General features: G+C 45.8%; 27 protein-coding genes. 17 read left to right on the top strand and 10 right to left on the bottom strand.

The features are described 5' to 3' along the window. From thrC to moaE, 4 genes are read left to right on the top strand one after another with little or no spacing between them, the layout of a single operon-like run. Complete coding sequence (thrC, locus tag ICV89_RS07895; protein ID WP_215307994.1) at positions 1 to 1,443, top strand: threonine synthase; 1,443 nt, start codon at positions 1 to 3, stop codon at positions 1,441 to 1,443. A 32-nt stretch (positions 1,444 to 1,475) separates the two neighbouring features. Further along, on the top strand, positions 1,476 to 2,714 hold the full coding sequence (glp, locus tag ICV89_RS07890; RefSeq protein WP_215310376.1) for a gephyrin-like molybdotransferase Glp: 1,239 nt from the start codon (positions 1,476 to 1,478) through the stop codon (positions 2,712 to 2,714). 18 nt (positions 2,715 to 2,732) lie between these two features. Further along, a complete protein-coding gene (gene moaD / locus ICV89_RS07885) occupies positions 2,733 to 2,990 on the top strand; it encodes a molybdopterin converting factor subunit 1 (protein ID WP_215307992.1) in 258 nt (85 codons plus the stop codon). 1 nt (position 2,991) lies between these two features. Then, positions 2,992 to 3,450: a molybdopterin synthase catalytic subunit MoaE gene (gene moaE / locus ICV89_RS07880; protein ID WP_215307990.1), complete on the top strand. Its 459-nt coding sequence runs from the start codon at positions 2,992 to 2,994 to the stop codon at positions 3,448 to 3,450. Positions 3,451 to 3,457: 7 nt separating this feature from the next. Here the strand turns inward: moaE and ICV89_RS07875 are convergent, their stop codons facing one another. Together ICV89_RS07875 and ICV89_RS07870 are read right to left on the bottom strand one after the other, a co-directional pair. Beyond that, positions 3,458 to 4,447 (bottom strand): NAD(P)/FAD-dependent oxidoreductase, encoded by a 990-nt coding sequence (locus ICV89_RS07875; RefSeq protein ID WP_215307988.1) that lies wholly within the window; start codon positions 4,445 to 4,447, stop codon positions 3,458 to 3,460. After that, on the bottom strand, positions 4,444 to 5,067 hold the full coding sequence (locus tag ICV89_RS07870) for an alpha-ketoglutarate-dependent dioxygenase AlkB (RefSeq protein ID WP_215307986.1): 624 nt from the start codon (positions 5,065 to 5,067) through the stop codon (positions 4,444 to 4,446). Before ICV89_RS07870 ends, ICV89_RS07875 begins: the two co-directional genes overlap by 4 nt. A gap of 91 nt (positions 5,068 to 5,158) precedes the next feature. Between ICV89_RS07870 and ICV89_RS07865 the strand changes: the two genes are divergently transcribed. Next, entirely contained in the window at positions 5,159 to 5,332 is a 174-nt protein-coding gene (locus ICV89_RS07865; protein ID WP_215307984.1) for a hypothetical protein, read from the top strand. 45 nt (positions 5,333 to 5,377) lie between these two features. Here ICV89_RS07865 and ICV89_RS07860 read toward each other — a convergent pair whose 3' ends face one another. Both ICV89_RS07860 and ICV89_RS07855 read right to left on the bottom strand, forming a co-directional pair. Continuing rightward, on the bottom strand, positions 5,378 to 6,247 hold the full coding sequence (locus ICV89_RS07860; protein ID WP_215307982.1) for an oxygenase MpaB family protein: 870 nt from the start codon (positions 6,245 to 6,247) through the stop codon (positions 5,378 to 5,380). A gap of 4 nt (positions 6,248 to 6,251) precedes the next feature. Beyond that, positions 6,252 to 6,899 (bottom strand): LON peptidase substrate-binding domain-containing protein, encoded by a 648-nt coding sequence (locus tag ICV89_RS07855; protein WP_215307980.1) that lies wholly within the window; start codon positions 6,897 to 6,899, stop codon positions 6,252 to 6,254. Positions 6,900 to 7,010: 111 nt separating this feature from the next. Between ICV89_RS07855 and ICV89_RS07850 the strand changes: the two genes are divergently transcribed. From ICV89_RS07850 to ICV89_RS07830, 5 genes are all read left to right on the top strand, one after another. Continuing rightward, on the top strand, positions 7,011 to 7,163 hold the full coding sequence (locus ICV89_RS07850; protein WP_215307978.1) for a hypothetical protein: 153 nt from the start codon (positions 7,011 to 7,013) through the stop codon (positions 7,161 to 7,163). Between the two features lie 32 nt (positions 7,164 to 7,195). Beyond that, on the top strand, positions 7,196 to 7,624 hold the full coding sequence (locus ICV89_RS07845; protein WP_215307977.1) for a DUF2244 domain-containing protein: 429 nt from the start codon (positions 7,196 to 7,198) through the stop codon (positions 7,622 to 7,624). Between the two features lie 99 nt (positions 7,625 to 7,723). Continuing rightward, a complete protein-coding gene (locus ICV89_RS07840; RefSeq protein WP_215307974.1) occupies positions 7,724 to 8,290 on the top strand; it encodes an Rrf2 family transcriptional regulator in 567 nt (188 codons plus the stop codon). Positions 8,291 to 8,316: 26 nt separating this feature from the next. Then, entirely contained in the window at positions 8,317 to 8,778 is a 462-nt protein-coding gene (locus ICV89_RS07835; protein ID WP_215307972.1) for a tetratricopeptide repeat protein, read from the top strand. A 13-nt stretch (positions 8,779 to 8,791) separates the two neighbouring features. After that, positions 8,792 to 10,201, top strand: coding sequence for an exonuclease domain-containing protein (locus tag ICV89_RS07830; RefSeq protein WP_215307970.1), 1,410 nt, complete (start codon positions 8,792 to 8,794; stop codon positions 10,199 to 10,201). A gap of 12 nt (positions 10,202 to 10,213) precedes the next feature. On the opposite strand, the gene ICV89_RS07825 is transcribed toward ICV89_RS07830, so the two are convergent. Beyond that, a complete protein-coding gene (locus ICV89_RS07825) occupies positions 10,214 to 10,456 on the bottom strand; it encodes a GIY-YIG nuclease family protein (RefSeq protein WP_082091914.1) in 243 nt (80 codons plus the stop codon). 114 nt (positions 10,457 to 10,570) lie between these two features. Between ICV89_RS07825 and clpB the strand changes: the two genes are divergently transcribed. The 5 genes from clpB (at position 10,571) to ICV89_RS07800 (ending at position 17,500) form a co-directional block, all read left to right on the top strand. After that, positions 10,571 to 13,165, top strand: coding sequence for an ATP-dependent chaperone ClpB (gene clpB, locus ICV89_RS07820; protein ID WP_215307968.1), 2,595 nt, complete (start codon positions 10,571 to 10,573; stop codon positions 13,163 to 13,165). 48 nt (positions 13,166 to 13,213) lie between these two features. Next, positions 13,214 to 14,452, top strand: a complete 1,239-nt coding sequence (locus ICV89_RS07815; RefSeq protein WP_215307966.1) for an MFS transporter — start codon at positions 13,214 to 13,216, stop codon at positions 14,450 to 14,452. 282 nt (positions 14,453 to 14,734) lie between these two features. Continuing rightward, complete coding sequence (gene aceA / locus ICV89_RS07810) at positions 14,735 to 16,033, top strand: isocitrate lyase (protein WP_215307964.1); 1,299 nt, start codon at positions 14,735 to 14,737, stop codon at positions 16,031 to 16,033. Positions 16,034 to 16,146: 113 nt separating this feature from the next. Then, positions 16,147 to 16,587, top strand: coding sequence for an HIT family protein (locus ICV89_RS07805; protein ID WP_215307962.1), 441 nt, complete (start codon positions 16,147 to 16,149; stop codon positions 16,585 to 16,587). Between the two features lie 37 nt (positions 16,588 to 16,624). After that, complete coding sequence (locus ICV89_RS07800; protein ID WP_215307959.1) at positions 16,625 to 17,500, top strand: DMT family transporter; 876 nt, start codon at positions 16,625 to 16,627, stop codon at positions 17,498 to 17,500. On the opposite strand, the gene ICV89_RS07795 is transcribed toward ICV89_RS07800, so the two are convergent. Genes ICV89_RS07795 through ICV89_RS07775 form a run of 5 tightly spaced genes read right to left on the bottom strand, consistent with a single transcriptional unit; the run spans position 17,497 to position 21,858 of the window. After that, positions 17,497 to 17,928 (bottom strand): DUF1841 family protein, encoded by a 432-nt coding sequence (locus tag ICV89_RS07795; RefSeq protein ID WP_251370818.1) that lies wholly within the window; start codon positions 17,926 to 17,928, stop codon positions 17,497 to 17,499. The genes ICV89_RS07800 and ICV89_RS07795 overlap by 4 nt on opposite strands. Continuing rightward, positions 17,915 to 18,571, bottom strand: a complete 657-nt coding sequence (gene nth / locus ICV89_RS07790; RefSeq protein ID WP_215310375.1) for an endonuclease III — start codon at positions 18,569 to 18,571, stop codon at positions 17,915 to 17,917. Before nth ends, ICV89_RS07795 begins: the two co-directional genes overlap by 14 nt. Further along, a complete protein-coding gene (gene rsxB / locus ICV89_RS07785) occupies positions 18,571 to 19,263 on the bottom strand; it encodes an electron transport complex subunit RsxB (RefSeq protein WP_215307956.1) in 693 nt (230 codons plus the stop codon). The genes nth and rsxB overlap by 1 nt, the downstream gene beginning before the upstream one ends. A gap of 54 nt (positions 19,264 to 19,317) precedes the next feature. Further along, positions 19,318 to 20,616: a polyhydroxyalkanoate depolymerase gene (locus ICV89_RS07780; RefSeq protein WP_215307954.1), complete on the bottom strand. Its 1,299-nt coding sequence runs from the start codon at positions 20,614 to 20,616 to the stop codon at positions 19,318 to 19,320. A 42-nt stretch (positions 20,617 to 20,658) separates the two neighbouring features. Further along, positions 20,659 to 21,858, bottom strand: coding sequence for an amino acid aminotransferase (locus tag ICV89_RS07775; RefSeq protein WP_215307952.1), 1,200 nt, complete (start codon positions 21,856 to 21,858; stop codon positions 20,659 to 20,661). Positions 21,859 to 22,007: 149 nt separating this feature from the next. Between ICV89_RS07775 and uvrB the strand changes: the two genes are divergently transcribed. Further along, positions 22,008 to 24,161, top strand: coding sequence for an excinuclease ABC subunit UvrB (gene uvrB, locus ICV89_RS07770; RefSeq protein WP_251370950.1), 2,154 nt, complete (start codon positions 22,008 to 22,010; stop codon positions 24,159 to 24,161). A gap of 118 nt (positions 24,162 to 24,279) precedes the next feature. After that, positions 24,280 to 24,849, top strand: a complete 570-nt coding sequence (locus tag ICV89_RS07765) for a Fe-S cluster assembly transcription factor (RefSeq protein WP_215307950.1) — start codon at positions 24,280 to 24,282, stop codon at positions 24,847 to 24,849. The last annotated feature ends 4 nt before the right edge of the window (positions 24,850 to 24,853 follow it).

Below are 24,853 nucleotides of genomic sequence, written 5' to 3'. Positions count from 1 at the left end.
ATGCGTTACCAATCCACCCGGGGTAATAGCCCACAGCAATCCTTTTTAGAAATTCTGCTTGGCGGATTAGCGCCAGATGGTGGCCTGTATCTTCCGACAGAGTACCCGCAAGTTACTAAAGCGCAGTTAGATGCTTGGCGTGGTATGCCCTATGCCGATCTCGCTTATGAGGTCTTAAGTCTTTATTGCGACGACATTCCTGAGGCAGATCTACGTGCTCTATTGCGTAAGACCTATACAGAGCAGGTCTACTGTAATGGGCGCGCTGAAGACAATGCCAAAGATATCACTCCACTGCATTGGTTGGGTGAGGAACAGGGCGCACGTATTGGTTTACTTAGTCTATCCAATGGGCCCACATTGGCATTTAAAGATATGGCGATGCAGTTGCTCGGAAACCTCTTTGAATACGCCTTAAAAAAGAATGGTCAAAAACTCAATATTTTGGGCGCGACATCCGGAGATACTGGAAGTGCTGCTGAATACGCAATGCGCGGCAAAGAGGGTGTAAAAGTATTTATGCTTTCACCACGTGGCAAGATGAGCTCATTCCAGTCTGCCCAAATGTATTCTCTGCAAGATCCTAATATCTTTAATTTAGCAGTTGCTGGCGTATTTGACGATTGCCAAGATATTGTTAAAGCAGTGAGTAATGATCATAGCTTTAAAGCGAACCACCAAATTGGTACGGTTAACTCCATTAACTGGGGTCGTGTAGTTGCTCAGGTGGTGTATTACTTCCAAGGCTATTTACTGGCCACAAAATCGAGCGATGAAAAAGTGTCATTCACTGTGCCATCAGGGAACTTTGGCAATATCTGTGCTGGTCATATTGCCCGCATGATGGGTTTGCCAATCGCCCATCTGATTGCGGCTACCAATGAGAATGATGTTCTCGATGAGTTCTTCCGCACCGGTGTCTATCGGGCACGTAAGTCTGCTGAAACTTTGCACACCTCTAGCCCGTCTATGGATATCTCTAAGGCGAGCAACTTTGAGCGCTTTGTATTTGATTTTATGGGTAAGGATGGCAAGGCCACTGCGGCTATGTTCAAACAAGTCGATCAAGCTGGTGGCTTTGATATTTCTAAAGATGCCGTCTTTAAAGACATTGCACATTATGGATTTCAATCTGGCCGCAGCACCCATGAAAATCGTCTAGAAACGATTCGCAATATTGACGCGCAGTATGGTGTGATGATTGATACGCATACGGCGGATGGTGTGAAGGTTGCGCGCGAACATTTGCAGGCAGGCATTCCGATGATTGTTTTGGAAACTGCTTTACCTATTAAGTTTGAAGAAACGATTGAGGTTGCATTAGGGCGTCCAGCAGAATGTCCAGCAGCATTCAAGGACATCAAATCAAAGCCACAGCGCGTTGAAAATATCGACGCAGACGTCAATCAAGTTAAAAACTTCATTACTGCTCACACCAACTAACTCAGAAATAAATTGCCATGACTAAGCCTCCGATGTTGACTGCTCAGCAGGCTTTAGATCACCTGCTTTCTCACGCAAAGCCCGTGCACGAAACTGAAACACTTGCGATGCAGGCTGCTTTAGGCCGTGTGCTTGCAGAAAGTGTGAGCAGCCTTGTAGATGTACCTCCACTCGATAACACCTCAATGGATGGTTATGCGGTGCGAACAAGGGATACCAGTACTCCGGGCCAAATACTCGCGATTGCACAACGTATTCCGGCGGGATCCATGGGAACTGAGCTCAAGCCAGGCACTGCTGCCAGAATCTTCACGGGTGCGCCAGTCCCCCCAGGTGCTGATGCCGTTGTAATGCAAGAAGACTGCTCGACCCCAGAGGGGGCAAGCGATCAAGTGCAGGTTGATATCGCACCAACATCAGGTCAATGGATTCGTCGTAGAGGTGAGGATCTGACTGCGGGTAAAACAGCTCTTACAGCGGGTACTTTTCTGCGGCCGCAAGAGCTTGGAGTTGCTGCCTCTGCTGGCTTAACGCATTTGACTGTAAGACGTAAAGTGAGGGTTGCTGCATTTTTTACTGGTGACGAACTTTCTCTGCCGGGTGAAGCACTCAAACCAGGCGGTATCTACAATTCGAATCGCGACACCTTATTGGCATGTATCAAATCCTTGGGCTGCGATGCCACTGACTTTGGAATTGTTCCTGATAGTCTGGCTGCTACTAGAGAAACTCTTCGTAAGGCTAGCAAAGACCATGACTTAATCATTACATCCGGCGGCGTCTCCGTTGGCGAGGAAGATCACATTAAGCCTGCAGTAACAGCTGAAGGTAGATTGGATCTTTGGCAGATCGCCATGAAGCCTGGCAAGCCTTTGGCTTTTGGCGCTGTACGCAAATCAGATAACCTCAATAGCAATACAAGCGAAGCTGAAACTTGGTTTATCGGTTTGCCTGGTAACCCGGTATCGAGTTTTGTGACTTTCCTATTATTTGTACGGCCATTCATTCTCAAGTTACAAGGTCGGGACGCAGGTTTACCGCAGTCTTACCCTATGCGCGCTGACTTTGATTGGCTTAAAGCCGATCGTCGTAACGAGTTTCTGAGGGTCAAGATCAATGCGCAGGGTGGTTTGGATCTTTTTCCCAATCAAAGCTCGGGGGTGCTTACTAGCGCCTCTTGGGGAGATGGTTTAGTAGATTGTCCGCCTGGCAAAGCATTGAAGTCTGGCGATATGGTGAATTACATTCCATTTAATGCACTTCTTTCCTAGTCGTATTACGATTCTGTTATGAAACTCGAATTACGATTCTTTGCCTCCTTAAGAGAGGGCCTCGGGCTTTCTGGTGAGAGTATTGCTGTCCCACCAGAATTAAAAACGATTGCTGACTTAAGGAGTTACCTGGTTCAGCGAGGCAATCCTTGGGCTGAAGTATTAGCAAGCGGCAAAGTGATTCGTTGTGCATTAAATCAAGAAATGGTTAGTGACTCTGCGCCTTTATTAGAAGGGGCCGAAGTCGCTTTCTTTCCACCGGTTACTGGCGGCTAAGATGCAGAATGATTTCATCCGCATTCAAGAAGCTGACTTTGATCTAACAACCGAGGTAAAGGTGCTGCGCAAGGATGATCCTCGTGTGGGTGCAGTAGTCACTTTTGTGGGCACCGTCAGGGATTTGAACGACGGCAGTCAAGTTCAGGGCATGACTTTAGAGCACTATCCTGGGATGACAGAAAAATCTCTGGAAGAAATCATCGTGCAAGCTAGAACCCGCTGGGATCTTTATAAGACGCTAGTCATCCATCGGGTAGGACCACTTCTACCTGAGGATCAAATTGTTCTAGTGGCAGTTACTAGTGCCCATAGAGGCGAAGCATTTGCTGCTTGTGAGTTCATCATGGACTACTTAAAAACCGCAGCACCATTTTGGAAAAAAGAAGAAACACCAGAAGGTAGCAAGTGGGTGGACGCCCGCGTGACTGATGATGCTGCAATGGCGCGCTGGAGTTAATTTAGTTTTATATCTTTTTAAGTGCTAGAGCTAGATTAAAACCACTGAGCCAAGCGCCTTCAACTCGGCCGCCATTGAGCCAGTCTCCGCAAAGCCCTAATCCGATGTCTTGTAGCGCAAGAAAGCCAATTGAATTTTCTAAACCCCCGCTGGCATAGCGCCAGCGGTGCATGCTGATATTCCCGCCCTCACAATTAAAGCCCAGTGATGTGAGGCACTGCACCATCTGCTCTTGAGCATCTTCTTTGCTTAATTCAACATGATCTTGGCTCCAGTTTGGGCTTCCGTGGATGGTCCACGTGCTTCCCTGACGCATGGGTTTTGATCCGTTTTGACAAATCCAGCTAATGATTTCTTGGTTGATAAATGCTGCATCAAAATCTACATTGAGTTGATTCGGAAAGTTTGCCATCATAGTCCAGCAGGCCTTCATCTGCGCCGACTCAGCGATATCAGTAGCTCTAGTGTCAAAACCTTTAAGCAGGGCACTTGCCTGAGGAGCGGGTGTAGCTAATACGACAAAATCATACGGTGTCGTAATTTCATTGGCTTCACTGCACTGCAAATGCCACTTACCACCCCTACGTTCCAATTGGGAAATGGTGCTCTCATATTGAATGGTGAGCCCTTCGGCAAGATGCTTGCCTGGCGAGTTCATATGAGGGGTGCCAACATAGCGAATATCTTGTGAGTGACTTTCACGCCATGTCTTGGCTTCATAAACTTTGAGTGTGGGCTCCCAGATGGCAGCAGTTCCTGCCTGAAGCCAACTTTGCACTTCCTCAATAAAACGAGGATCTCTGGCAGTAAAGTATTGGGCGCCATGATCGGCAGACCAGTCTTGTGCGCGACGTGTACTCATACGTCCACTAGGACCACGACTCTTTTCAAAGACATCTACTGATACACCTTGTGATTCAAGCTCCCTTGCACATACAAGGCCTGCAATTCCTGAGCCAATGATTGCTACCCGATTAATTGCTTTGCTGCTATTCATGTTCTGGGAAGTATGTTGCGAAAGGTGAGATTGATGCGTGGACTCATCACAGTCTTGGTTTTCAGAAGGCTATGATGCCAGTGATCTTGAATAGGGGCATGCATGATGAGAAGGCTACCGTGCTCAAGAAATACTGACACAGTCGTTTTATCCTGCTTGTGACGAAATGCAAATTTACGTCGAGCACCCAAGCTGATTGATGCGATCGGGATTGAGCTATCCAACTCTTTCTCATTGTCACTATGCCAACCCATACCTTCATCGCCGTTGTGATAAAGATTGAGTAAGCAAGAGTTATAGCTATAGCCGGTCATTTCTTCAAGTTGACACTTAATTTGCAGCAACTCTTCCGTCCAGTCTTGAGGAATTTTTTCAACGCCAGAATAGGTATAGTTACATTGGGGATCTCCCACCCAGGCAACTTTTCTTGCCGTGGTTACCAACTTACCAAACATATTGATTTGGTCTGCTTTCCAAGTGAGTGAGTTGAGTAAGCTTTCAAAAAAATGATCAGATTCATCCGCTTTGCAAAAATGACTGAAGTAATCAGCTCGACCATCTTTCTCCAATAAGTGGATTGGATCGGAAGATTCTGGGAAGTCAAATAAGGGACTTTGCATTTTTTACTAATAAAGCGAGGGTTGTACGTTATTTCAATAAAAAAACTAGAATAGACTGCATTATGAATTGTTCAGGACTAAGAGGTTGATTATGAAAGCACCCGATAAACGTTGCTGCGGCTCAGGGGTTTGCATTATTAATGAGGCAGGAGAATGCTGGTGTGGCCAAGTATGGGATGGCGAAAAAATGAGTGCGCCACCTCTGATGGCAGTAAAAAGTCAGCCTACTGACTCTGAACTTGAAAATCCTAAACCTGAATCTTAAGCTTACTTAAATCACGCTTGACTAGCAGACTGCTCTGCCACCTTCTTATTTAGTTGCTCCATAAACTCTGCGGAGCGAGTGAGCAGCTACACCATCTTTTAGCGCCTCTCTCACAGGAATTGCCATCAGTCGAATAGTAGATTGCATGGCTAATCGCTCCAGCCGGCTTGGTTGGGATCGTTGAATAATCGGATATGCCCAATCAGGTAAATTCAGAAAGCCTGCCCGACTGATCATTCTTACAAAAGGTTTGGCAGTGAGATTGCTGGGAAAGTGATCGAGCATCCCGATAATACTTTTAGCTCTCTCGCCGTAGTGAAGCTGGGGGATGTATTGCCTGATGGCTTGCTCCGTGTCGGCATAGGTGTCTGGGAGATCAATTGCCCCCAATCTCTCCCCCAGCATTTTCATTTCTGCAAAATACTGATCTTTTTGCTTCGTGCTCAAAGTTTCACTTCGGTATGACTCATAAGAGCACATAAAACTCCGAGCCTCTGTTAAGTGAACCCATGCGAGTAGTTCGGGATCATCTGCCCTGTAGGGTTGATTGAATTCATCAAACCCAGTAACCTTTTGATGAATTTGATTAACGCGATTGATAGCGCTATTGGCCATGTCATGAGAGCCATAGGTAGTTGCGGCAATAAAGAATGCTGTTCTCCCTAATCTGCCCTTAAGGTCTTGCCTGAAGCTGGAGTGATCCCATACGCCAGCGAGCGCTTTTGGGTGAAGCGCTTGAAGTACTAGCGAGCTAATACCGCCGATCATCATAGAAATAAAATCCGCATGTACCTTCCATGCGATAGACTCCGGGCCAAACAAGCCTCTGTCACCAGCGGGCTCCAGAAATGCTACTGGAGGACCGCCGCCTCCCACCATTTCTCGAATTGACCGACGAATGAGTTCATCAATCATCTTGCTAATGAATTACGATATTGCGTAAGCCATCATCCTCAATGATTTCTGAAATTAAATCGAGCCGGATTCTGGGATTGCTTTGAGCAAGCAAGTGGTTCTTCTGAGCCGGGGGGAGTGGTAAGAGCTCAGCCAATCGGTTGGATACCCAACCACAATCATCTGGGTTCATCGGCATTTTGAACGCATCTTCACCCAGCAAATCTTCGCTTTTGATAACAGAAATAATTTCATTCAAAAGGGCGGCTACTTTTTCATGTTCCTTTGCTAATGGTATCTCTGGATCAGCATCCATGAGTTCCACTTGGCCCATCCATAAGCCATCAGACTCTTGTTTGATGTGCAGCACTTTAAAGCGTTGCGTTCCATAAGACTTAGTCATATAAAGCGCAGGTTGAATTGGATCAAACTCTTCTAATTTTGCTAAGGTACCAATATTTGAAAAGTTAGCAACTGCATCGGCATTTGACTCAATTGGCTTGTTATCGAGAATGCTGATAACCCCAAAAGGAGTATCTTCGCGAAGGCAACGCTTCATCATGTCTAAATAACGCGCCTCAAAGATTTTGAGGGCAATTACGCCACCTGGAAAGAGGGTGGTTCCCAGAGGGAAAAGCGGAATCCAGCGGGCTGTCAAAGAGGAAGTTGTCATGCGTTTAATTTAAAGGATTTGCGTTTAGTTTGCTGAGTAGTCGAAATAGCGCTGTGTTCAGCAGTAATCCTGAATTTCGGCCAAAATATAACCGTTCACAGGAGAATTAACATGATGCAAAAGTTACGGGTTAAGCTCGCACGCTGGATTTTGGGTAAACATTGCCCTTGCTATCAAATGGGCTATCACTCTATGGTTGATTTTCAGCAGCGTAGTGCGGATCAGCTGGAAAAGGCTAAGCAAGCTCAATCTGCCAAGCACTAGGCTGTCGGCTTGACTGAGACCCACGCCCGATAATGAAAATCTGGAAGATGAGGCGAAATTGTGCATTGACTCCAAGTCAGTTGCTCAAGTTCTATATCGCCTTGGTTTGCCTTTCATTAACCGTAGCAACGGGTTTTTTATTGGTCGGCGTAAAAATGATCCTGATCTTTACCGCAATAGAGTTGACCGCAGTCACCGCTGGCTTTTTGATCTACTGCCGACATGCCCTGGATTATGAGGAGATAGAAATCAGTGGTACCCGCTTGTTAGTTCGGAAATTTATTGCCTACAAAGAGTCGGTCACTGAATTTAATACTCGCTGGGTCAAACTGTCGCATCTAGAAGAGCATCAAAAGGTATTTTTTGTTGAGCAGACTGGTCAGAGAGTTGAAGTGGGCCAGTTTCTCAGGCGCGAGCAATTTAAGAGTCTTATCGCTGAGTTGAAACCTTACCTAGGTTAATTTCAACCATAGGTTTAAAAGGGTTAAAGCTTGGCACTCTGCAGAAATATGGATTCAAGCCGATACTTTACTTAATTCAATATATTCGTTAAATCCATCATGAACGTCAATACAGCAGTAAAAGCCGCCCTCAACACGCTGGTTGATATTGCATCTCATTCCAACGGTGCTCAGCCAGTTACTGGCTTAGAGCTGGCACAGCGCCAAAAATTATCGTTGAGCAGAATAGAGTTACTTCTGAGTGCATTGCGTGCAGCTGGAATCGTGAAGGGTACAAAAGGTCGCAATGGGGGTTACATCCTCTTGCAGGATCCCCGCATGGTCACCATCAAAGATGTAGTGCTAGCAATGAATTACATTAAAAAGCGCAAAGTTGAGGCTTGCGATGTTGCTAGTGAGCTTTACCAATCCTTGGAAACGTATATGCTCAACTGCATGGCTAATTTGAACCTCTCCGATGCGATCAAAGATTATGTGCCGCGATTTAGCGAAGCTAAAACTGCTCCTGAGCGTCAGGCTTTTGTTTACTCCGACTTCAGGGTTGAAAAGCCATCCAAAGGGGAAGTGCAAAGAGTAATCAAGGCGCCATTTAAGAAGGTGGAGGATGTACCTTTAGGCCCAAACTCCATTTTTAGTTTTGGTGACTACCTTCATAAAGCAAGATAACAATAAGGATATTTATGATGCAGGCAATGAAATGGAATTTCGCTAGCAAACTATTGGCATCTATTTTGCTGGCAACAGCACCGTGGGTAGTTTCCGTGGCTGCTGATAGCGCCCCAACTAAATCTGACCCAGCTTGGTTAACGGATGCCCGCGCCAGTATCAAATCCAATAATTATGAGCAGGCATTAAAGCAATTACAGTCTGCAAATGAAGTGAACTCCGCGGAGTGGAATAACCTGATGGGTTACAGTTTGCGTAAAAAGCAGCCGCCAGATTTGGTTTCATCTGAAAAGTATTACCAGGCAGCATTGAAAATTGATCCAAGTCATAGATCAGCTTTAGAGTATTACGGCGAGTTACTTTTGATGAAGAAAGACTTGCCTGGAGCAGAGGCGATGTTAGCAAGACTTGATAAGGCCTGCCTCTTTGGTTGTGAAGAGTACAGTGACCTGAAGGCGAGTATTGCTAAGTATCAAGGTAAAAAGTAATTCTTCAGCTCTCATGTCATCAAGTGGTCATGAATATCCCCCATTAGCATTTGTTGACATCGAGACTACGGGCTCTCACTTCGAGCGCGATCGCATTACAGAGGTTGGCATCAAATCGCTGATTCATGATCAGGTAAAGACTTGGGAAAGCCTCATTAATCCCCAGACATTTATTCCGCAGAACATTCAAAATTTGACGGGCATTAGGCCTCAGATGGTTAGTCAGCAGCCTGCCTTTGAGGGCTTGGCAACAGAAATCGCTCGCGAGCTTGAGGGAAAGATTTTTGTAGCCCACAATGCCCGTTTTGATTATGGATTTTTGAAGGCATCCTTTAAGCGGGTGGGCATCGACTTCAAGCCCAAAGTACTCTGTACCGTAAAGCTCTCTCGTTTGCTATTTCCAGATCAGCTTAGACACAATCTCGACACCATCATTAGTGCCCACCGTCTCAAAATTAGCGCACGACACCGTGCATTGGGTGACGCTGATTTATTACTTCAGTTCTGGCGGGTTTGTGAAGAAAAGTTGGGGCGTGAGGCGCTTCTCAAAGCGGTAAATCAACTCATTGGTAATCCGAGCTTACCGCCCAATATTGATAAAGCACTCGTGGATTCGATTCCAGAAAAGCCGGGTTGCTACATTTTTTATGGCGAGAATCAAATCCCGCTGTATATCGGTAAAAGTATTTCTCTACGTAGCAGGGTAATGGGCCATTTTCAAGGGGCCCTTACTCAGCGTAAGGAAATGAAGCTCTCGATGCAAGTCAGAGACATTGATTGGATTGAGACTAGCGGAGAGCTGGGCGCATTAATTTTAGAATCGCGACTCATTAAAGATCGCATGCCCAGTATGAACATTAAATTACGCCGCTCAAAGGATCTCTGCGCCTGGAAGCTGGAGCGTACTGAGGATGGTGTGCTCACTCCTTATTTGGTAGCTCATCGTGAACTAGACCCTGGCATTCAAGAAAATTTATTTGGCTTGTTCTATAGCAAGCGAGAGGCCAATGCTTACCTTAAAGCGATTGCAAAAAAATATCACCTCTGTGAAGCGCTACTCGGTCTGGAGAAGCGCATTGAAGGCAAAGCTTGTTTTGGTTATCAAGTAAAGCAATGCGGAGGTGCCTGTATTGGGAGTTCTCCCATCGACTTGCATAATCTTCAGCTTAAAACTGCTCTGGAATTATTTCAGGTGCAAGTCTGGCCATATCCTGGACCAGTGGCAATAAAAGAAGGTGGTCACATGCACGTGGTGGATCGTTGGCGTTATTTAGGTACGGCGATCAACGAGGAAGAGCTCTATGAGTTGACTGATTCAGGGGAGGCTGAATTTGATCTAGATATTTACAAGATCTTGAAAAAAGCACTTGCTGGAAGCTTTAAGAGTCAGGTGATTCCTTTGGTAGTCAAAGACACTGCGTAAAGCACTAAAAACCTAGGCTTTAAAAAACCCCAGCTTTTCTGATCTCGGTAGTTTCTTTAATCTAGCCTCGGCTTTAGACGCCTCAGATCGATCTGGGTGCTCTTGGCTTGCTAAAAGGGTGACTGGTCTGCGAGCCCTCGTATAACGAGCGCCTTCCCCTGAATTATGAGCTGCTAAACGATGTTCTAGGCGGTTTGTAATACCAGCGTAATAGCTGCCATCAGAGCATTCTAGGAGGTAAACAAGCCAGGTCAAAATAGGATTCAATTCGCTTAAAAAGAGGTCTAACAGACTTGAAATTATGCAAAATGCCCCTATATTCTATAGATATAAACGCATAAAAATAGATAGATTAGATAGGAATTAAAAATGAGAATAGATAAATTAACTACGAAGTTTCAAGAAGCACTCAGTGAGGCACAAAGCCTTGCTTTGGCAAAAGACAATCAATATATCGAGCCAGCCCATTTGCTGCTAGCGATGCTGCGCGACTCAGATGGTGGCGCCAAGAGTTTATTAACACGCGCCGGCGTCAACGTACCTGGCCTTGAAAAGGCAACTGAGAAACTCATCGCCAAGCTCCCAGAAGTGCAGGGTACTGGTGGGGAAGTTCAGCTTGGGCGTGATTTAAGCAACTGGCTGAACTTATGTGAAAAAGAAGCCAATAAGCGTAATGATCAATTTATTGCTGGCGAGTTATTTTTGCTAGTAGTGGCGGATGATAAAGGTGAGCTCGGTAAGATGGCTCGTGAGAATGGTTTAAATCGTAAATCGTTAGAAGCGGCTATTGATTTAGTACGCGGAGGAGAGTCAGTGAATAGTGCGGATGCCGAAGGTCAACGTGAAGCCTTAAAGAAATACACCATTGATTTAACTGAACGGGCTCGTATGGGTAAGCTCGACCCTGTGATTGGTCGTGATGATGAGATTCGTCGCACCATTCAGATTCTGCAACGTCGTGGCAAAAATAACCCAGTCCTCATTGGTGAACCGGGTGTTGGTAAAACTGCCATTGTTGAGGGTTTAGCCCAACGTATCGTCAACGGCGAAGTTCCTGAAACCCTCAAGAACAAGCGTGTCCTCGTATTGGATATGGCATTGTTACTGGCGGGTGCCAAGTACCGCGGTGAATTCGAAGAACGTCTTAAGGCTGTTCTGAGTGATGTTGCTAAGGACGAAGGTCAAACCATCATCTTTATTGATGAGATTCATACGATGGTAGGCGCAGGTAAGGGTGATGGCGCAATGGACGCTGGCAATATGCTCAAGCCTGCTCTAGCACGTGGTGAATTACATTGCATCGGCGCAACCACTCTAGATGAATACCGCAAGTATATTGAGAAGGATGCCGCACTAGAGCGCCGCTTCCAAAAAGTGATGGTGGAGGAGCCTAGTGTTGAAGCCACTATTGCTATCTTGCGAGGTTTACAAGAACGTTATGAGCTTCACCATGGTATTGAGATTACCGACCCTGCCATCGTGGCAGCTGCAGAGCTATCTCATCGCTATATTACCGATCGTTTTTTGCCAGATAAGGCAATCGATCTCATTGATGAGGCTGGTTCTCGTATTCGCATGGAAATTGATTCCAAGCCAGAGGTCATGGATAAGCTGGAGCGTCGTCTGATTCAACTCAAGATTGAGCGTGAAGCAGTTAAGAAGGAAAAAGATGAGGCATCACAAAAACGTCTTGGCTTGATTGAGGATGAGATCAAGCGCTTGGGTGCTGAGTATGCTGATTTAGAAGAAATCTGGAAAGCGGAAAAGGGTGCTGTATTGGGCGCCGCTCATCTCAAAGAGGAGATCGAAAAAGTCCGTGCTGATATTGCAAGATTACAGCGCGATGGCAAGTTAGAGCAAGTTGCAGAATTGCAATATGGCAAATTACCTGAGCTTGAAGCTAAACTCAAATCCGCTGCCGCTGCTGAAGCAAAGGGCAATAAAAATGGCGTAGTGAAGAACAAGCTCTTACGTACCCAAGTCGGCGCAGAAGAAATCGCTGAAGTAGTTTCTCGTGCTACAGGCATTCCAGTATCGAAGATGATGCAGGGTGAACGCGATAAGTTACTCAAGATGGAGGAGCTGTTACATCAGCGCGTAGTTGGCCAAGAGGAGGCTATTCGTGCGGTATCTGATGCTATTCGTCGCTCCCGCGCAGGTCTTTCTGAAGAGAATCGCCCTTATGGCTCATTCTTATTCTTAGGGCCTACTGGTGTGGGTAAGACTGAGCTTTGTAAAGCCTTGGCTGGTTTCTTATTTGATAGTGAAGAGCACCTCATTCGTATTGATATGAGCGAGTTTATGGAGAAGCATAGTGTTGCCCGTTTAATCGGCGCGCCTCCAGGCTATGTAGGCTATGAAGAGGGTGGTTATTTAACTGAACAAGTACGTCGCCATCCATACAGCGTCATCTTGTTTGATGAGATTGAAAAAGCGCATCCAGATGTTTTCAATGTGCTTTTGCAAGTATTGGACGATGGCCGCTTAACGGATGGTCAAGGTCGTACCGTAGACTTTAAGAATACCGTGATTGTGATGACCAGTAATATTGGCTCACATCTCATTCAGTCGATGGTTGGTAAGAAGCAGTTAGAAATTAAAGAGGCGGTATTTGAAGAGTTAAAAGGTCATTTCCGCCCTGAGTTTTTAAACCGGATTGATGAGATCGTAGTATTCCATGGTTTGGATAAAGGCAATATTGCTAATATCGCAAAGATCTTATTGAAGAACTTGTCAGATCGTTTAGCTAAGATCGATATGCAGATGGATGTCAGTGATACCGCTTTAGCTAAGATTGCGGAAGTTGGTTTTGACCCCGTATTTGGAGCGAGACCACTAAAGCGTGCAATTCAGCAATATATCGAGAACCCAGTGTCTAAGATGATCTTGGAGGGTAAGTTTGGCCCTAAGGACACTGTACCTGTAGGCGTTGATAAGAACGGCGACTTTAGCTTTAGTAAGTAATTCATCAAAAAATCAGCAGAAATACGTCTGCGCCAGTAAACTCGGTACATGATTGACGCTCTAAAAAATAGGCGCGCCAGTGATGTCCGGGTTGTTGGTCTGATTAGCCTGGCTCACGGCAGCTCCCATTTCTTTCATTTAATTCTGCCGCCCATGTTCCCATGGTTGAAAGCAGAGTTCGGCTTTAACTATGCTGAACTTGGCTTGCTCATGACCATCTTCTTTGTGGTCTCTTGTATCGTTCAGGCGGCATCTGGATTTTTAGTGGATCGTATTGGCTCACGCCCCGTCTTATTTGCTGGCGTGGCTTTGCTTGCATTGGCTGCACTTACTTACTCACAAAGTAACGGTTATGCCATGTTAGTACTAGGTGCAGTGATTGCCGGATGTGGCAATGGCGTTTTCCATCCGGTAGATTACACGCTGATTAATCACAAAATTTCACCGCCGAATTTGCCTTACGCCTACTCCATTCATGGGGTAACGGGCTATATCGGCTGGGCTGCTGCCCCAGCATTCATGGTGGCCATAACAACCATAGCGGATTGGCGTATTGCGTTTTTGTCGGCTGCGGTGCTGGAGGTTCTTATTTTGGCGACTCTTTGGGTGAGTCGAGCTCGTTTAGTAGATGATGTGCAGGCAAGGCGAGATGAATCAGAAGCCAGTCATATTGCGAACAATCCCGGTGGCGCACCCATGAGCACTTTTGGTTTTCTAAAGTTGCCTGTCGTTTGGCTCTGCTGGATTTTCTTTTTCTTTAGTATGGCAGCAACTACAGGCTTGCAATCATTTGCTCCAACTGCGCTTTTTAAAATCTACGACATTGCCGTAAGTTCTGGTAATTATTATTTAACCCTTATGTCTTTGGGTGGCGCTGGAGGAATGCTATTAGGTGGCTATTTGGCCACCAAATTAAAAGTGCCTGAACGCATCATTACGGTTTGCTTTACTGTGAACATCGTAATGGGTCTTTTAATGGCCACAGGTTTGGTACCAGTCGAATTAATTATCATAGCTTTCATTGTGATTGGACTCGGCTTGGGAATAGCGGCACCATCCCGTGACTTGATGATTCGCTCTGCAACACCCTCTGGCTCGTCGGGCAGGGTTTACGGTATTGTTTACTCAGGTATTGATTTGGGCGCTGCACTAAGTCCATTGATCTTTGGAATCTTCTTGGATGTAGGCTTGCCAAAGTTCTTATTTATTGGTGTCGCCTTGTTCCAGCTCCTGATTATTTTGACTGGATTTAAGGTTGCGAGCATCAGCACCCCCAAAGCTAGCTAAAACACCCAATTCTTTTCACAATGTGAAAAGTCATTCCCATACGCAAAATGCAGTGCAACATTTCAAGCTCTGCATTATTTCGCCGCTTGCAGATCAATTTCGTATTATAAAATTTTGATTTTAAGTTATTGAATTAATTAGATTAATTATTTTTATCTCATCCTAAAATAAGTCTTGCATGCTTTTCTCAGGTACTTAAACTCTTATATAAGACATAAGACTTCATTGTCTGTACTGAGTGTCTCAATATTGGATGTACTTGCTTAACTTAGGGAGAAAAACATGGCAGATCGCAAAGCAGAAATTGCAGCACTACAAAAAGACTGGGATACCAATCCACGCTGGAAAGGTATTACTCGTGGTTATACGGCTGAAGATGTAGTTCGCCTTCGTGGCTCATTAAAGATTGAGCACACCTTGGCTAAGCATGGTGCAGAGCGTCTTTGGGAATTGGTAAATAACGAAGCTTACGTTAACTGTTTGGGTGCTTTGACTGGCGGTCAGGCAATGCAACAGGTTAAGGCTGGCGTTCAAGCTATCTACTTATCAGGTTGGCAAGTTGCTGCTGATGGTAACTCCTATGCAGCGATGTACCCAGACCAATCCTTATATCCAGTAGATTCAGTTCCGAAGATGGTTGAACGCATTAATAACTCATTCCAACGTGCTGATGAAATCCAAACCGCTAAAGGCATTAATAAAGGTGATGCGGGCTATATCGAGTATTTTGCGCCAATTGTTGCTGATGCTGAAGCAGGGTTTGGTGGTGTATTGAATGCATTTGAACTTAGTAAAGCATTGATCAAGCAGGGTGCAGCTGGAGTTCACTTCGAAGATCAATTATCTTCCGTTAAGAAGTGCGGTCACCTAGGTGGCAAAGTGTTATTGCCAACTGCAGAGTCAGTACAAAAATTGATTTCTGCACGTTTAGCCGCTGACGTGATGGGTGTTTCAACCATCATCTTGGCCCGGACCGATGCTGAAGCTGCTGATTTGCTGACATCTGACTATGATGCAAATGACAAGCCATTCTTGACGGGTGAGCGTACTCCAGAGGGCTTTTACAAAACACGTAAGGGCTTGGATCAAGCGATCTCCCGTGGTTTGGCATATGCCGCATACGCTGATATGGTGTGGTGTGAAACTGGTACACCAGACTTAGATTTTGCTCGTAAGTTTGCCGAAGCAATTCGTGCGAAGTTCCCAGGCAAGATGTTGGCTTACAACTGCTCACCATCATTCAATTGGAAGAAGAACTTGGATGACGCAACAATTGCGAAGTTCCAGCGTGAATTAGGTGCAATGGGTTACAAGTATCAATTTATTACCCTCGCTGGTATTCATTCAATGTGGTACAACATGTTCGACTTGGCCCAAGACTACATGCAGCGCGGTATGACTGCTTACATTGAGAAAGTACAGGAGCCAGAATTCGCTGCTCGTGATCGTGGTTATACATTCGTATCGCATCAGCAGGAAGTGGGCACTGGTTACTTCGACGATGTCACTACAGTAATTCAAGGTGGCAAGTCTTCAGTCACTGCATTGACTGGATCTACAGAAGAAGAGCAGTTTCACTAAGTAATCCCTCAGTAGTTCCCAATAGAACAGTAAAAGAATCCAGTCTTACTGTCACGGCATCTAAATTACCCCACAAGGGTGACTTAGATGCCTTTTTAGTTTACATTCTTCCCATGACTAATTGCGTACTCTGTAAAGAAGAGCTTAGACCTGAAGAGGGTCAATTAATTTGGCGTGGGGATGACTGCAGAGTCATCTTAGTAAATGATCCTGATCTGCCCGGCTTTTGTCGTGTGATCTGGAATCGCCATATTGCTGAGATGACCGATCTGACTTATGGTGAGCGCGAACACCTGATGTCGCTAGTCTTTGCAGTAGAGGAAGCGATCAGGCATGTGATGTGTCCAGATAAGGTCAATATTGCAGCCTTAGGCAACATGGTTCCCCACATACATTGGCATGTAATTCCCAGATATAAGGATGATGCTTTCTTCCCAGGATCTGTGTGGTCAAAAAGAGTTCAAGAATTACCTCTCAGTAAACTAGCGGAACGCCGGCAGCTTGTCAGTCAATTGCCTGCAGCAATTAAAGCTGCCATCGCCACACTTTCTTAAAAATTGTTCAGCAGTATTTTTTCTCCCAAGGGTGATAGTGAATAAAGAGACTAAGGGAATGCTCATTGGCTTTATTGGCATTCTTGTTTTTAGCCTAACCTTGCCGGTAAGTAAAATTACCGTTCAAAGCTTCAATCCTTACTTCATTGCATTTGGCAGAGCTTCCTTAGCCGGTTTAGTTGCTTTAAGCTATCTTTTGTATAAGCAAGTACCGCTCCCTAGTAAAACTGACTTATTGAAGTTTGCTGTGATTGCGTTGGGTGTCGTTTTTGGATTTCCAATCTTTACTACCCTAGCTATGAAGGAGGGCTCATCCTCCCATGGTGCTGTTATTTTGGGGATGATGCCCTTAGCGACTACAGTGATCGGAGTTATCCGCTTTAAGGAGCGTCCCTCAATCGGTTTTTGGCTTGTATCCATTTTGGGCGCTGCACTGGTGATGATGTATGCCTTGCTTAAAAGTTCCGGAAGTTTTACCTATGTAGATATTCTGCTCGTGCTGGGTGGCATTTGCGCTTGCGTGGGGTATGTGGAGGGTGGAGAGTTATCCCGAAAGATGAACCCGCGTACGGTAATTTCTTGGGCGCTAGTGATTTCATTGCCTATTAATATCGTGGCAACTTACTTCACATTTTCTTCATCGTATTGGGGTGCTGATGTAGTTGCTTGGACAAGCTTTGTCTATCTGAGTATATTTCCGATGTATCTAGGCTTCTTTTTTTGGTACGAGGGTCTTGCTATCGGCGGAATTGCAAGGGTCAGCCAAGTTCAATTGATTCAGCCTTTTTGTACGCTACTGGCCTCGAGCTTTTTCTTGGATGATCGCATCACCTTAATGAATATGATCTTTGCTTTTTTAGTTGTCTCTACTGTAATTCTGAGCAAGCGAATGCTGGTAAAGCGTAGTCACTAGATCAATTTCTGTAGTGCCTCAAGATATTTCTCGGGACTGAGCGGCTGTCCATCACGTTGCGCCTCCCACATGACCTGTCCCAAGCATTCCATCATGGCGTGCTGAGCTTCATGCGTAGAGCCCTGTTTCTTTGCTAACTTTTCAGAAACTTCTTTAATGCCTGGGGGTTGATCGATCGAGGTTTGTTCGCTAATCGATAAGTGCATGGAGAGGTGTAGGAAGGGATTAGTCTCACCACGCTCTGGCGTGTAGTCTTGCGCAACTGCGACTTCTGGATCTGCTAAGAGACCATGATATTCCGGGTGCTCAACCATCCAGTCGCTTGCAAGTGTTTCCATTGGCGTCAGAATTTGATCCCTGGTTTTCTTCTTCCAGGTATCACAAAAAAAGCGCCTTACCTCTTCGCGGGTCGGATTAAATATTGCCACGAACTTTTCCTTTGCCAGTTTTCTGTTTAAAGCCGCAGAGAGGCTCAACGATACATTGCTCGCAATCCGGATTACGGGCTTTACAGGTATATCGGCCATGCAGAATGAGCCAATGATGCGCATCCATTAAAAACTCTTTCGGGATGCGTTTGAGCAACTGCTCTTCAACTTTCACAACATCTTTACCCGGTGCCAAACCAGTTCGGTTTGAGACTCTAAAAATATGGGTATCGACTGCCATAGTGGGTTGGCCAAAGGCAGTATTGAGAATCACGTTTGCAGTCTTTCTGCCAACCCCTGGGAGCAACTCTAGCTCTTCGCGATTTTGAGGCACTTCACCACCATGCTTTTCAAGCAGTATTCGACAAGTCTCTTGAATATGCTTGCCCTTGGAGTTGAATAAGCCAATGTGCTGAATAAAAGGCTTCACACCTTGCTCGCCCAGATCCAAGAGAGCTTGGGGCGTGTTGGCAATCTTAAATAGCTGACGTGTACCTTTGTTTACGGAAATATCGGTTGCTTGTGCCGATAGCAATACGGCAATGAGTAGTTCAAACGGAGAGCTATATTCCAATTCGGTTTCTGGATGGGGATTGTTTTCTCTGAGTAGCTCAAAGAAAGCTTGGCGCTTTTCCAGATTCATCATTTCTGTTGCTGAGCTCGCGCAATAGCAGCTGCAATGATGGCCCGCTTTCTTTCCTGCTCTTTTCGAGCAGCTTCTGAATCGGGATTCTCTGCATTCACTACAGCTAGTTTAGCGGCAGCTTTCTTTGCAAGTCGCTCATCATTGTCGCGTTGCTCGCGATCTAATCGGATATTACGAGTTGCATATCTTGTACGCGCCAAATCCGCTAATTCCTGAGACCAGGCATCCCAACCAGTTTTTTTGTCAGTCACATCAAGCATAGTGATGCAGTCTACAGGGCAAGGAGGGATGCATAGATCACAACCTGTGCACCAATCACTTAAGACCACATGCATCTGCTTAGAGGCACCGACAATCGCATCTACAGGACAAGCTTGAATACAAAGCGTGCAACCAATACAAGTCGTAGGGTCTATGAATGCAACAGGTCTAGGGCGCTCTAAGCCACATTCAGAATTGATTGTAGGGTGTAGTTCAAACGCATCTTGAGGAAAGATGGGTGTCAGAATTGCGCTCAGTCGCTCGATACCTACAATTCCGCCAGGAGGGCAGCGATTGGGTAAGGCCTCACCTGTTGCCATCGCTTGCGCATAGGCTCGGCAATCTGGGTAGCTGCATTTAGTACATTGGGTTTGAGGAAGAATATCCTCGAGACGATCTGCAAGTTCTTTCGTCTGCTTTATATTCATTGCAATTTGCACGCCCTAAAACTAGAAGCGCGACCCGAAAGTCGCGCCGCTGATTTATGCAGACTTTGAACCCTCTAGTTTTGGAGGTCTAGCACGCGTTTTCTTCTGAACACCTTGGTGCTCACGAATAAACGATTTAATCTTTGGATACACCTTCTCGCGCCAACGACGACCTGAGAATATGCCATAGTGACCAGCGCCAGCAACTTCGTAGTGATCCTTATCGGCTTTTGGAATTCCTGCACACAATGCATGTGCTGCGCGAGTTTGTCCGCTACCGGAGATGTCGTCTAACTCACCTTCTACAGTAAGAAGTGCAGTTTTTTTAATATCTTGTGGCTTCACTAGATCGCCAGATACTGCCCATGTACCATTCGGTAGGGAATAGTCTTGGAATACAGTTTTGATGGTGTCTAAGTAGAACTTCGCATCCATATCAAGCACGGCGTTGTACTCGTCATAAAAACGAATATGCGCTTCAGCGTCCTGCTCATCGCCGCGGACTAAGTTTTGGAAGTAGTCCCAATGTGACTGCATATGGTTCTGTGGATTCATGGCAATAAAGCCAGTGTGCTGTAAGAAACCTGGATAGACTTTGCGGCCTGCACCAGGATAGCTTGGAGGTACTCTGTAAATCACATGACTTTCAAACCAGTCATAAGACTTTTGATCCGCTAAGTTGTTAACAGCGGTTGGTGATTTGCGTGCATCAATTGGGCCGCCCATCATAATCATGGAAGCCGGTGTTTTTTCTCCGGCCGAGGCCATCAATGAGATTGCGCCTAAGGTAGGAACTGTTGGCTGACAGACAGAGATAACATGTAAGTCCTCCGCACCGATAACGCGAATAAAATCTTGAATATAGTGAACGTAATCATCTAGGCCAAAATCCTCAGCATCCGCAGGAACAATGCGAGCATCGATCCAGTCAGTGATATAGACCTTGTGATCTTGTAAGAGTGTGCGGACTGTATCGCGCAATAAGGTGGAATGGTGTCCAGATAGGGGTGCAACCACCAACACCACTGGATCATCTTTCAGTTTCTTGATGACATCGAGATCGTCAGAGAAGCGCTTAAAGCGAATGAGGTTGCAGAATGGTTTAGCAACAATCGTTCTTTCATGAATCGCTACTTCGCGACCATGTGCCTGTACAGAGCGGATACCAAATTCTGGTTTTTTATAGTCTTTACCAAGACGATAGAGAAGTTCATAACTTGCAGCTAGACGTTCAGACCCCGGAACCTTTGATGCTGGATTGGAAGCGTTGATAAAAGCTTCAGACGCAGCGCGAGCCCATGAGCTCATTGGTTGAAGTAAGGCTTTTTGAAATTCGTGTAACTGATATAGCATGATGCCTCCTGATAATCCAGTGTAACCGCTTATGACGCCTTGTTATGCTAATACACGAGCGATTGCTTTAGCTACCTTATCAATATTTTTAGTATTGAGGGCGGCTACACAAATGCGACCTGTGGAGAGGGCGTAAATACCATCTTCCTTTTGTAGTCGCTCAACTTGTTCAGCGCTTAAGCCAGAGTAAGAGAACATGCCACGCTGAGCCTCAATAAAAGCAAAGTCTTGCTTTACGCCAGCAGCAGCCAATTTTTCTACGAGACCATGACGCATTGCTTTAATGCGATCACGCATCTGCGCCAATTCATCCTCCCACAGCTTTCTGAGTTCTGGTGAATTCAAAACAGCGGCAGCAATTGCAGCGCCGTGAGTTGGAGGATTGGAATAATTTGTACGAATTACGCGCTTCAATTGAGAGAGGACACGAGTGGATTCATCTTTGCTTTGCGTCACGATAGACAAAGCGCCAACGCGCTCACCATACAGTGAGAACGATTTGGAGAAAGAGCTCGATACAAAGAACGACATACCAGACTGAGCAAACAAACGAACTGCAATACCATCTTGCTCAATGCCAGCGGCAAAGCCCTGGTAAGCCATGTCTAAAAATGGAATGAGTTCTTTTGCTTTACAGATATCGATCACTTGACGCCATTGCGCTTCGGTAATGTCAGCACCGGTTGGATTGTGGCAGCAAGCATGCAGCAATACGGTGGTGTATTTTGGGAAAGACTCTAAAGACTTCACCATGCCATCAAAATCTACGCCGCGGGTTTTGCCATCGAAGTAGGTGTACTCAACTACTTCAAAGCCAGCGGATTCAAAAATACCGCGGTGGTTTTCCCAAGTTGGATTGCTAATTGCGCAAGGCGCATTTAAGTTAAGGCGCTTGATAAAGTCAGCGCCAACGCGCAATGCACCAGTTCCACCAAGACACTCAGCAGTAACCACGCGACCATCTTTAATGAGGGATGAGTCGGTGCCGAACAATAAGTTCTGAACAGCACTGTTGTATGGATTTGGGCCTTCGATTGGAATGTAGCTGCGTGGTGAGTGCTTTGCAACAATCGCCTCTTCAGCCTGAATCACCGCTTTCAAAAGAGGTACCTTGCCTTCGTCGGTGTAATAAACGCCAACACCTAGGTTGACCTTGTCTGCGCGTTGGTCGGCGACATAGGCTTCTGTGAGGCCAAAAATAGGGTCTTTAGGGGCTAGCTGGACTGAAGTAAAAAGGTTCATTTGATGGTCAAAAAAGGTGGATAAGGGGATATTTCAGTTAAATTTGCTTTAAGTGGCTGTTTTTGAGGCTAGATTCAACTATTTCCAAATAAAAACGGCAAAATCGATGTTTGTACAAAATTCGCTGTGAACTAAAACTTACAGTTGAAATGATAGCTGAGATGCCCCCCAAGTTGCCTAAAACTTCCTCGAATTCCCAAGTTGCCGAAAGCAAGAAAACCCCTGTAGCCGATCCTTTGGGCGAGGTAGGCCACGATTTAGACCCAGCTAAATTCGTTTCTTTCCCAGATTCCCCGTTTCAGCTCTATCAGCCATTTCCGCCCGCAGGCGATCAGCCGGCCGCAATTGATGCTTTGGTGGCTGGCATTGAGGATGGATTGACCTTTCAGACACTGTTGGGTGTTACCGGCTCGGGTAAGACCTTCACTATGGCTAATGTGATCGCTAGGACAGGTCGCCCCGCCATCATTTTTGCCCCAAACAAGACTCTAGCTGCCCAGCTCTATAGTGAGTTTCGAGAATTTTTCCCTAAAAATGCGGTGGAGTACTTTGTTAGTTACTACGATTACTACCAGCCGGAGGCCTACGTTCCGACACGCGATTTGTTTATTGAAAAGGATTCATCAATCAATGAACATATTGAACAAATGCGATTGTCTGCAACCAAGAGTTTGTTGGAGAGGCGCGATGTCATCATCGTAGCCACTGTGTCCGCAATTTACGGTATTGGTAATCCGGGTGACTATCACAGCATGGTGATGACTTTGCGCCCTGGCGACAAGATGAGTCAGCGCGATATTTTGATGCGCTTAATTGCGATGCAATACGACCGTAATGAAACCGATTTCAAGCGCGGTGTTTTTCGAGTCCGGGGCGACACGATTGATATTTTTCCGGCTGAGCATAATGAATTAGCGGTGCGCGTTGAACTGTTTGATGATGTTATTGAGAGCTTGCAATTCTTCGATCCACTTACTGGAAAGATTCGTCAGAAGATTCCACGCTTTACCGTCTATCCAAGCTCGCACTACGTCACGCCGCGTGACACCGTTCTCAAGGCGATTGAAACCATCAAAGCAGAGTTACGCATTCGCTTAGATGAATTTGTAAAAGATGGCAAGCTGGTTGAAGCGCAGCGTTTAGAGCAGCGTACCCGCTTTGATCTGGAGATGCTCAATGAGTTGGGCTTTTGCAAGGGCATTGAGAACTACTCTCGCCACCTCTCAGGCGCTATGCCTGGTGAGGCGCCGCCTACCTTGGTGGACTACTTGCCCAATGACGCACTCATGTTTTTAGATGAGAGTCATGTCCTCATAGGTCAGCTCAACGCGATGTATAACGGCGATAAGTCTCGCAAACATACCTTAGTAGAGTTTGGATTCCGTTTGCCTTCAGCAATGGATAACCGCCCACTCAAATTTACTGAGTTTGAAACCAAGATGCGTCAAACCGTGTTTGTCTCTGCAACGCCGGCTGATTACGAAAATACGCATACGGGACAAGTGGTAGAGCAAGTAGCAAGACCAACCGGATTAGTCGATCCAGAAATCGAAGTATTGCCAGCAAGTACTCAAGTTGACGATCTGCTGAATCAGATTCATGAGCGTGTCAAAGTCCATGAGCGTGTTTTAGTAACGGTATTAACAAAACGTATGGCTGAGCAACTCACGGATTACTTATCAGATAGCGGAGTAAAAGTACGCTACGTACACTCCGATATTGATACGGTGGAGAGAGTGGAAATTCTGCGTGACTTACGTTTAGGTGTCTTTGACGTATTGGTAGGTATTAATTTATTACGCGAGGGCCTAGATATTCCAGAGGTCTCTTTAGTCGCCATTTTGGATGCAGATAAAGAGGGCTTTTTGCGTTCTGAGCGTAGCTTGATACAGACCATTGGTCGGGCGGCACGAAACGTCAAAGGTAAGGCGATTTTGTATGCTGACCGCATTACCGATTCCATGAAGCGGGCAATGGGCGAAACAGAGCGCCGCCGCACCAAACAAATTGCTTTCAATAAGGCCAATGGTATTGAGCCACGGGGCGTTAAAAAGCGTATTAAAGACATCATTGATGGGGTCTATGACGTTAAAGAGAAGCGCTCTGAGATGCAAGTTGAGCAGGAGCGGGCACGCTATGAGGATATGAGTGAGAAGGATTTAGCAAGTGAAATCAAGCGCTTAGAGAAGCAAATGAACTCTGAGGCCAAGAATTTGGAGTTTGAAAAGGCTGCATCTACCCGCGATAGATTGACTAAGGTGAAGGAAATGGCATTTGGGGCACGTTCCCGGGACGCCATTTAAAGTTGAGGGGTTAATGCCTGAGCAATTTAGTGGGGTATATGGTAAAGTTGAGCGGAATGGTCGGGTATTACCCGCCCGACTGTTAGCTGTCCATAACAATCCATTACCAAGGTGACATATGAGACTTACAACTAAAGGCCGTTTTGCAGTAACCGCAATGATCGATTTAGCCCTGCGTGAGACGCACGGGCCTGTAACTTTGGCTGGAATTAGCCAAAGACAAAAGATCTCCCTCTCTTATTTAGAGCAACTATTTGGCAAGTTACGCCGTTTCAATATCGTTGAAAGTACTCGAGGTCCTGGCGGTGGTTACACCCTAGCCCGTAAATCTGAGGAAATTAGCGTGGCCGACATTATTGTGGCCGTAGACGAGCCTCTGGACGCAACGCAATGTGGCGGTAAGGGCAACTGTCATACCGATGAAGAAAATCAAGGTCATTGCATGACTCATGATCTTTGGTCAAACCTCAATGCCAAGATGGTGGAATACCTTAGTTCCGTGTCATTACGAGACTTGGTACACCAGCAATCTGGACGCGGAATCGTATTGCATGATTTGCGCCCCAAGAAAATTAAGGCTGACAGTGTTAAGGCAGAAAAGCTAGCACCAGCAGTCGCAGCAAAGAAAGAAGATGCCCCGAAGCGTCCTCTTGTGAATTCTGTTTTTAATCTAGCTCGGCAAAGTTAATCCA

Origin of the sequence: Polynucleobacter sp. Adler-ghost (assembly GCF_018688495.1) — a bacterium.
In the GTDB taxonomy this organism is placed as follows: Bacteria; Pseudomonadota; Gammaproteobacteria; order Burkholderiales; family Burkholderiaceae; genus Polynucleobacter.
The sequence above is the reverse complement of the archived record's forward strand: the minus strand, read 5'-3'. Positions and strand labels throughout refer to the sequence as shown.

Excerpts from the sequence above, each read along its gene's own strand:
- thrC (WP_215307994.1), top strand. The coding sequence starts at position 1 with ATGCGTTACCAATCCACCCGGGGTAATAGCCCACAGCAATCCTTTTTA.
- glp (WP_215310376.1), top strand. The coding sequence starts at position 1,476 with ATGTTGACTGCTCAGCAGGCTTTAGATCACCTGCTTTCTCACGCAAAG.
- moaD (WP_215307992.1), top strand. The coding sequence starts at position 2,733 with ATGAAACTCGAATTACGATTCTTTGCCTCCTTAAGAGAGGGCCTCGGG.
- moaE (WP_215307990.1), top strand. The coding sequence starts at position 2,992 with ATGCAGAATGATTTCATCCGCATTCAAGAAGCTGACTTTGATCTAACA.
- ICV89_RS07875 (WP_215307988.1), bottom strand. The coding sequence starts at position 4,447 with ATGAATAGCAGCAAAGCAATTAATCGGGTAGCAATCATTGGCTCAGGA.
- ICV89_RS07870 (WP_215307986.1), bottom strand. The coding sequence starts at position 5,067 with ATGCAAAGTCCCTTATTTGACTTCCCAGAATCTTCCGATCCAATCCAC.
- ICV89_RS07865 (WP_215307984.1), top strand. The coding sequence starts at position 5,159 with ATGAAAGCACCCGATAAACGTTGCTGCGGCTCAGGGGTTTGCATTATT.
- ICV89_RS07860 (WP_215307982.1), bottom strand. The coding sequence starts at position 6,247 with ATGATTGATGAACTCATTCGTCGGTCAATTCGAGAAATGGTGGGAGGC.
- ICV89_RS07855 (WP_215307980.1), bottom strand. The coding sequence starts at position 6,899 with ATGACAACTTCCTCTTTGACAGCCCGCTGGATTCCGCTTTTCCCTCTG.
- ICV89_RS07850 (WP_215307978.1), top strand. The coding sequence starts at position 7,011 with ATGATGCAAAAGTTACGGGTTAAGCTCGCACGCTGGATTTTGGGTAAA.
- ICV89_RS07845 (WP_215307977.1), top strand. The coding sequence starts at position 7,196 with ATGAAAATCTGGAAGATGAGGCGAAATTGTGCATTGACTCCAAGTCAG.
- ICV89_RS07840 (WP_215307974.1), top strand. The coding sequence starts at position 7,724 with ATGAACGTCAATACAGCAGTAAAAGCCGCCCTCAACACGCTGGTTGAT.
- ICV89_RS07835 (WP_215307972.1), top strand. The coding sequence starts at position 8,317 with ATGAAATGGAATTTCGCTAGCAAACTATTGGCATCTATTTTGCTGGCA.
- ICV89_RS07830 (WP_215307970.1), top strand. The coding sequence starts at position 8,792 with ATGTCATCAAGTGGTCATGAATATCCCCCATTAGCATTTGTTGACATC.
- clpB (WP_215307968.1), top strand. The coding sequence starts at position 10,571 with ATGAGAATAGATAAATTAACTACGAAGTTTCAAGAAGCACTCAGTGAG.
- ICV89_RS07815 (WP_215307966.1), top strand. The coding sequence starts at position 13,214 with ATGATTGACGCTCTAAAAAATAGGCGCGCCAGTGATGTCCGGGTTGTT.
- aceA (WP_215307964.1), top strand. The coding sequence starts at position 14,735 with ATGGCAGATCGCAAAGCAGAAATTGCAGCACTACAAAAAGACTGGGAT.
- ICV89_RS07805 (WP_215307962.1), top strand. The coding sequence starts at position 16,147 with ATGACTAATTGCGTACTCTGTAAAGAAGAGCTTAGACCTGAAGAGGGT.
- nth (WP_215310375.1), bottom strand. The coding sequence starts at position 18,571 with ATGAATCTGGAAAAGCGCCAAGCTTTCTTTGAGCTACTCAGAGAAAAC.
- rsxB (WP_215307956.1), bottom strand. The coding sequence starts at position 19,263 with ATGAATATAAAGCAGACGAAAGAACTTGCAGATCGTCTCGAGGATATT.
- ICV89_RS07780 (WP_215307954.1), bottom strand. The coding sequence starts at position 20,616 with ATGCTATATCAGTTACACGAATTTCAAAAAGCCTTACTTCAACCAATG.
- ICV89_RS07775 (WP_215307952.1), bottom strand. The coding sequence starts at position 21,858 with ATGAACCTTTTTACTTCAGTCCAGCTAGCCCCTAAAGACCCTATTTTT.
- uvrB (WP_251370950.1), top strand. The coding sequence starts at position 22,008 with ATGATAGCTGAGATGCCCCCCAAGTTGCCTAAAACTTCCTCGAATTCC.
- ICV89_RS07765 (WP_215307950.1), top strand. The coding sequence starts at position 24,280 with ATGAGACTTACAACTAAAGGCCGTTTTGCAGTAACCGCAATGATCGAT.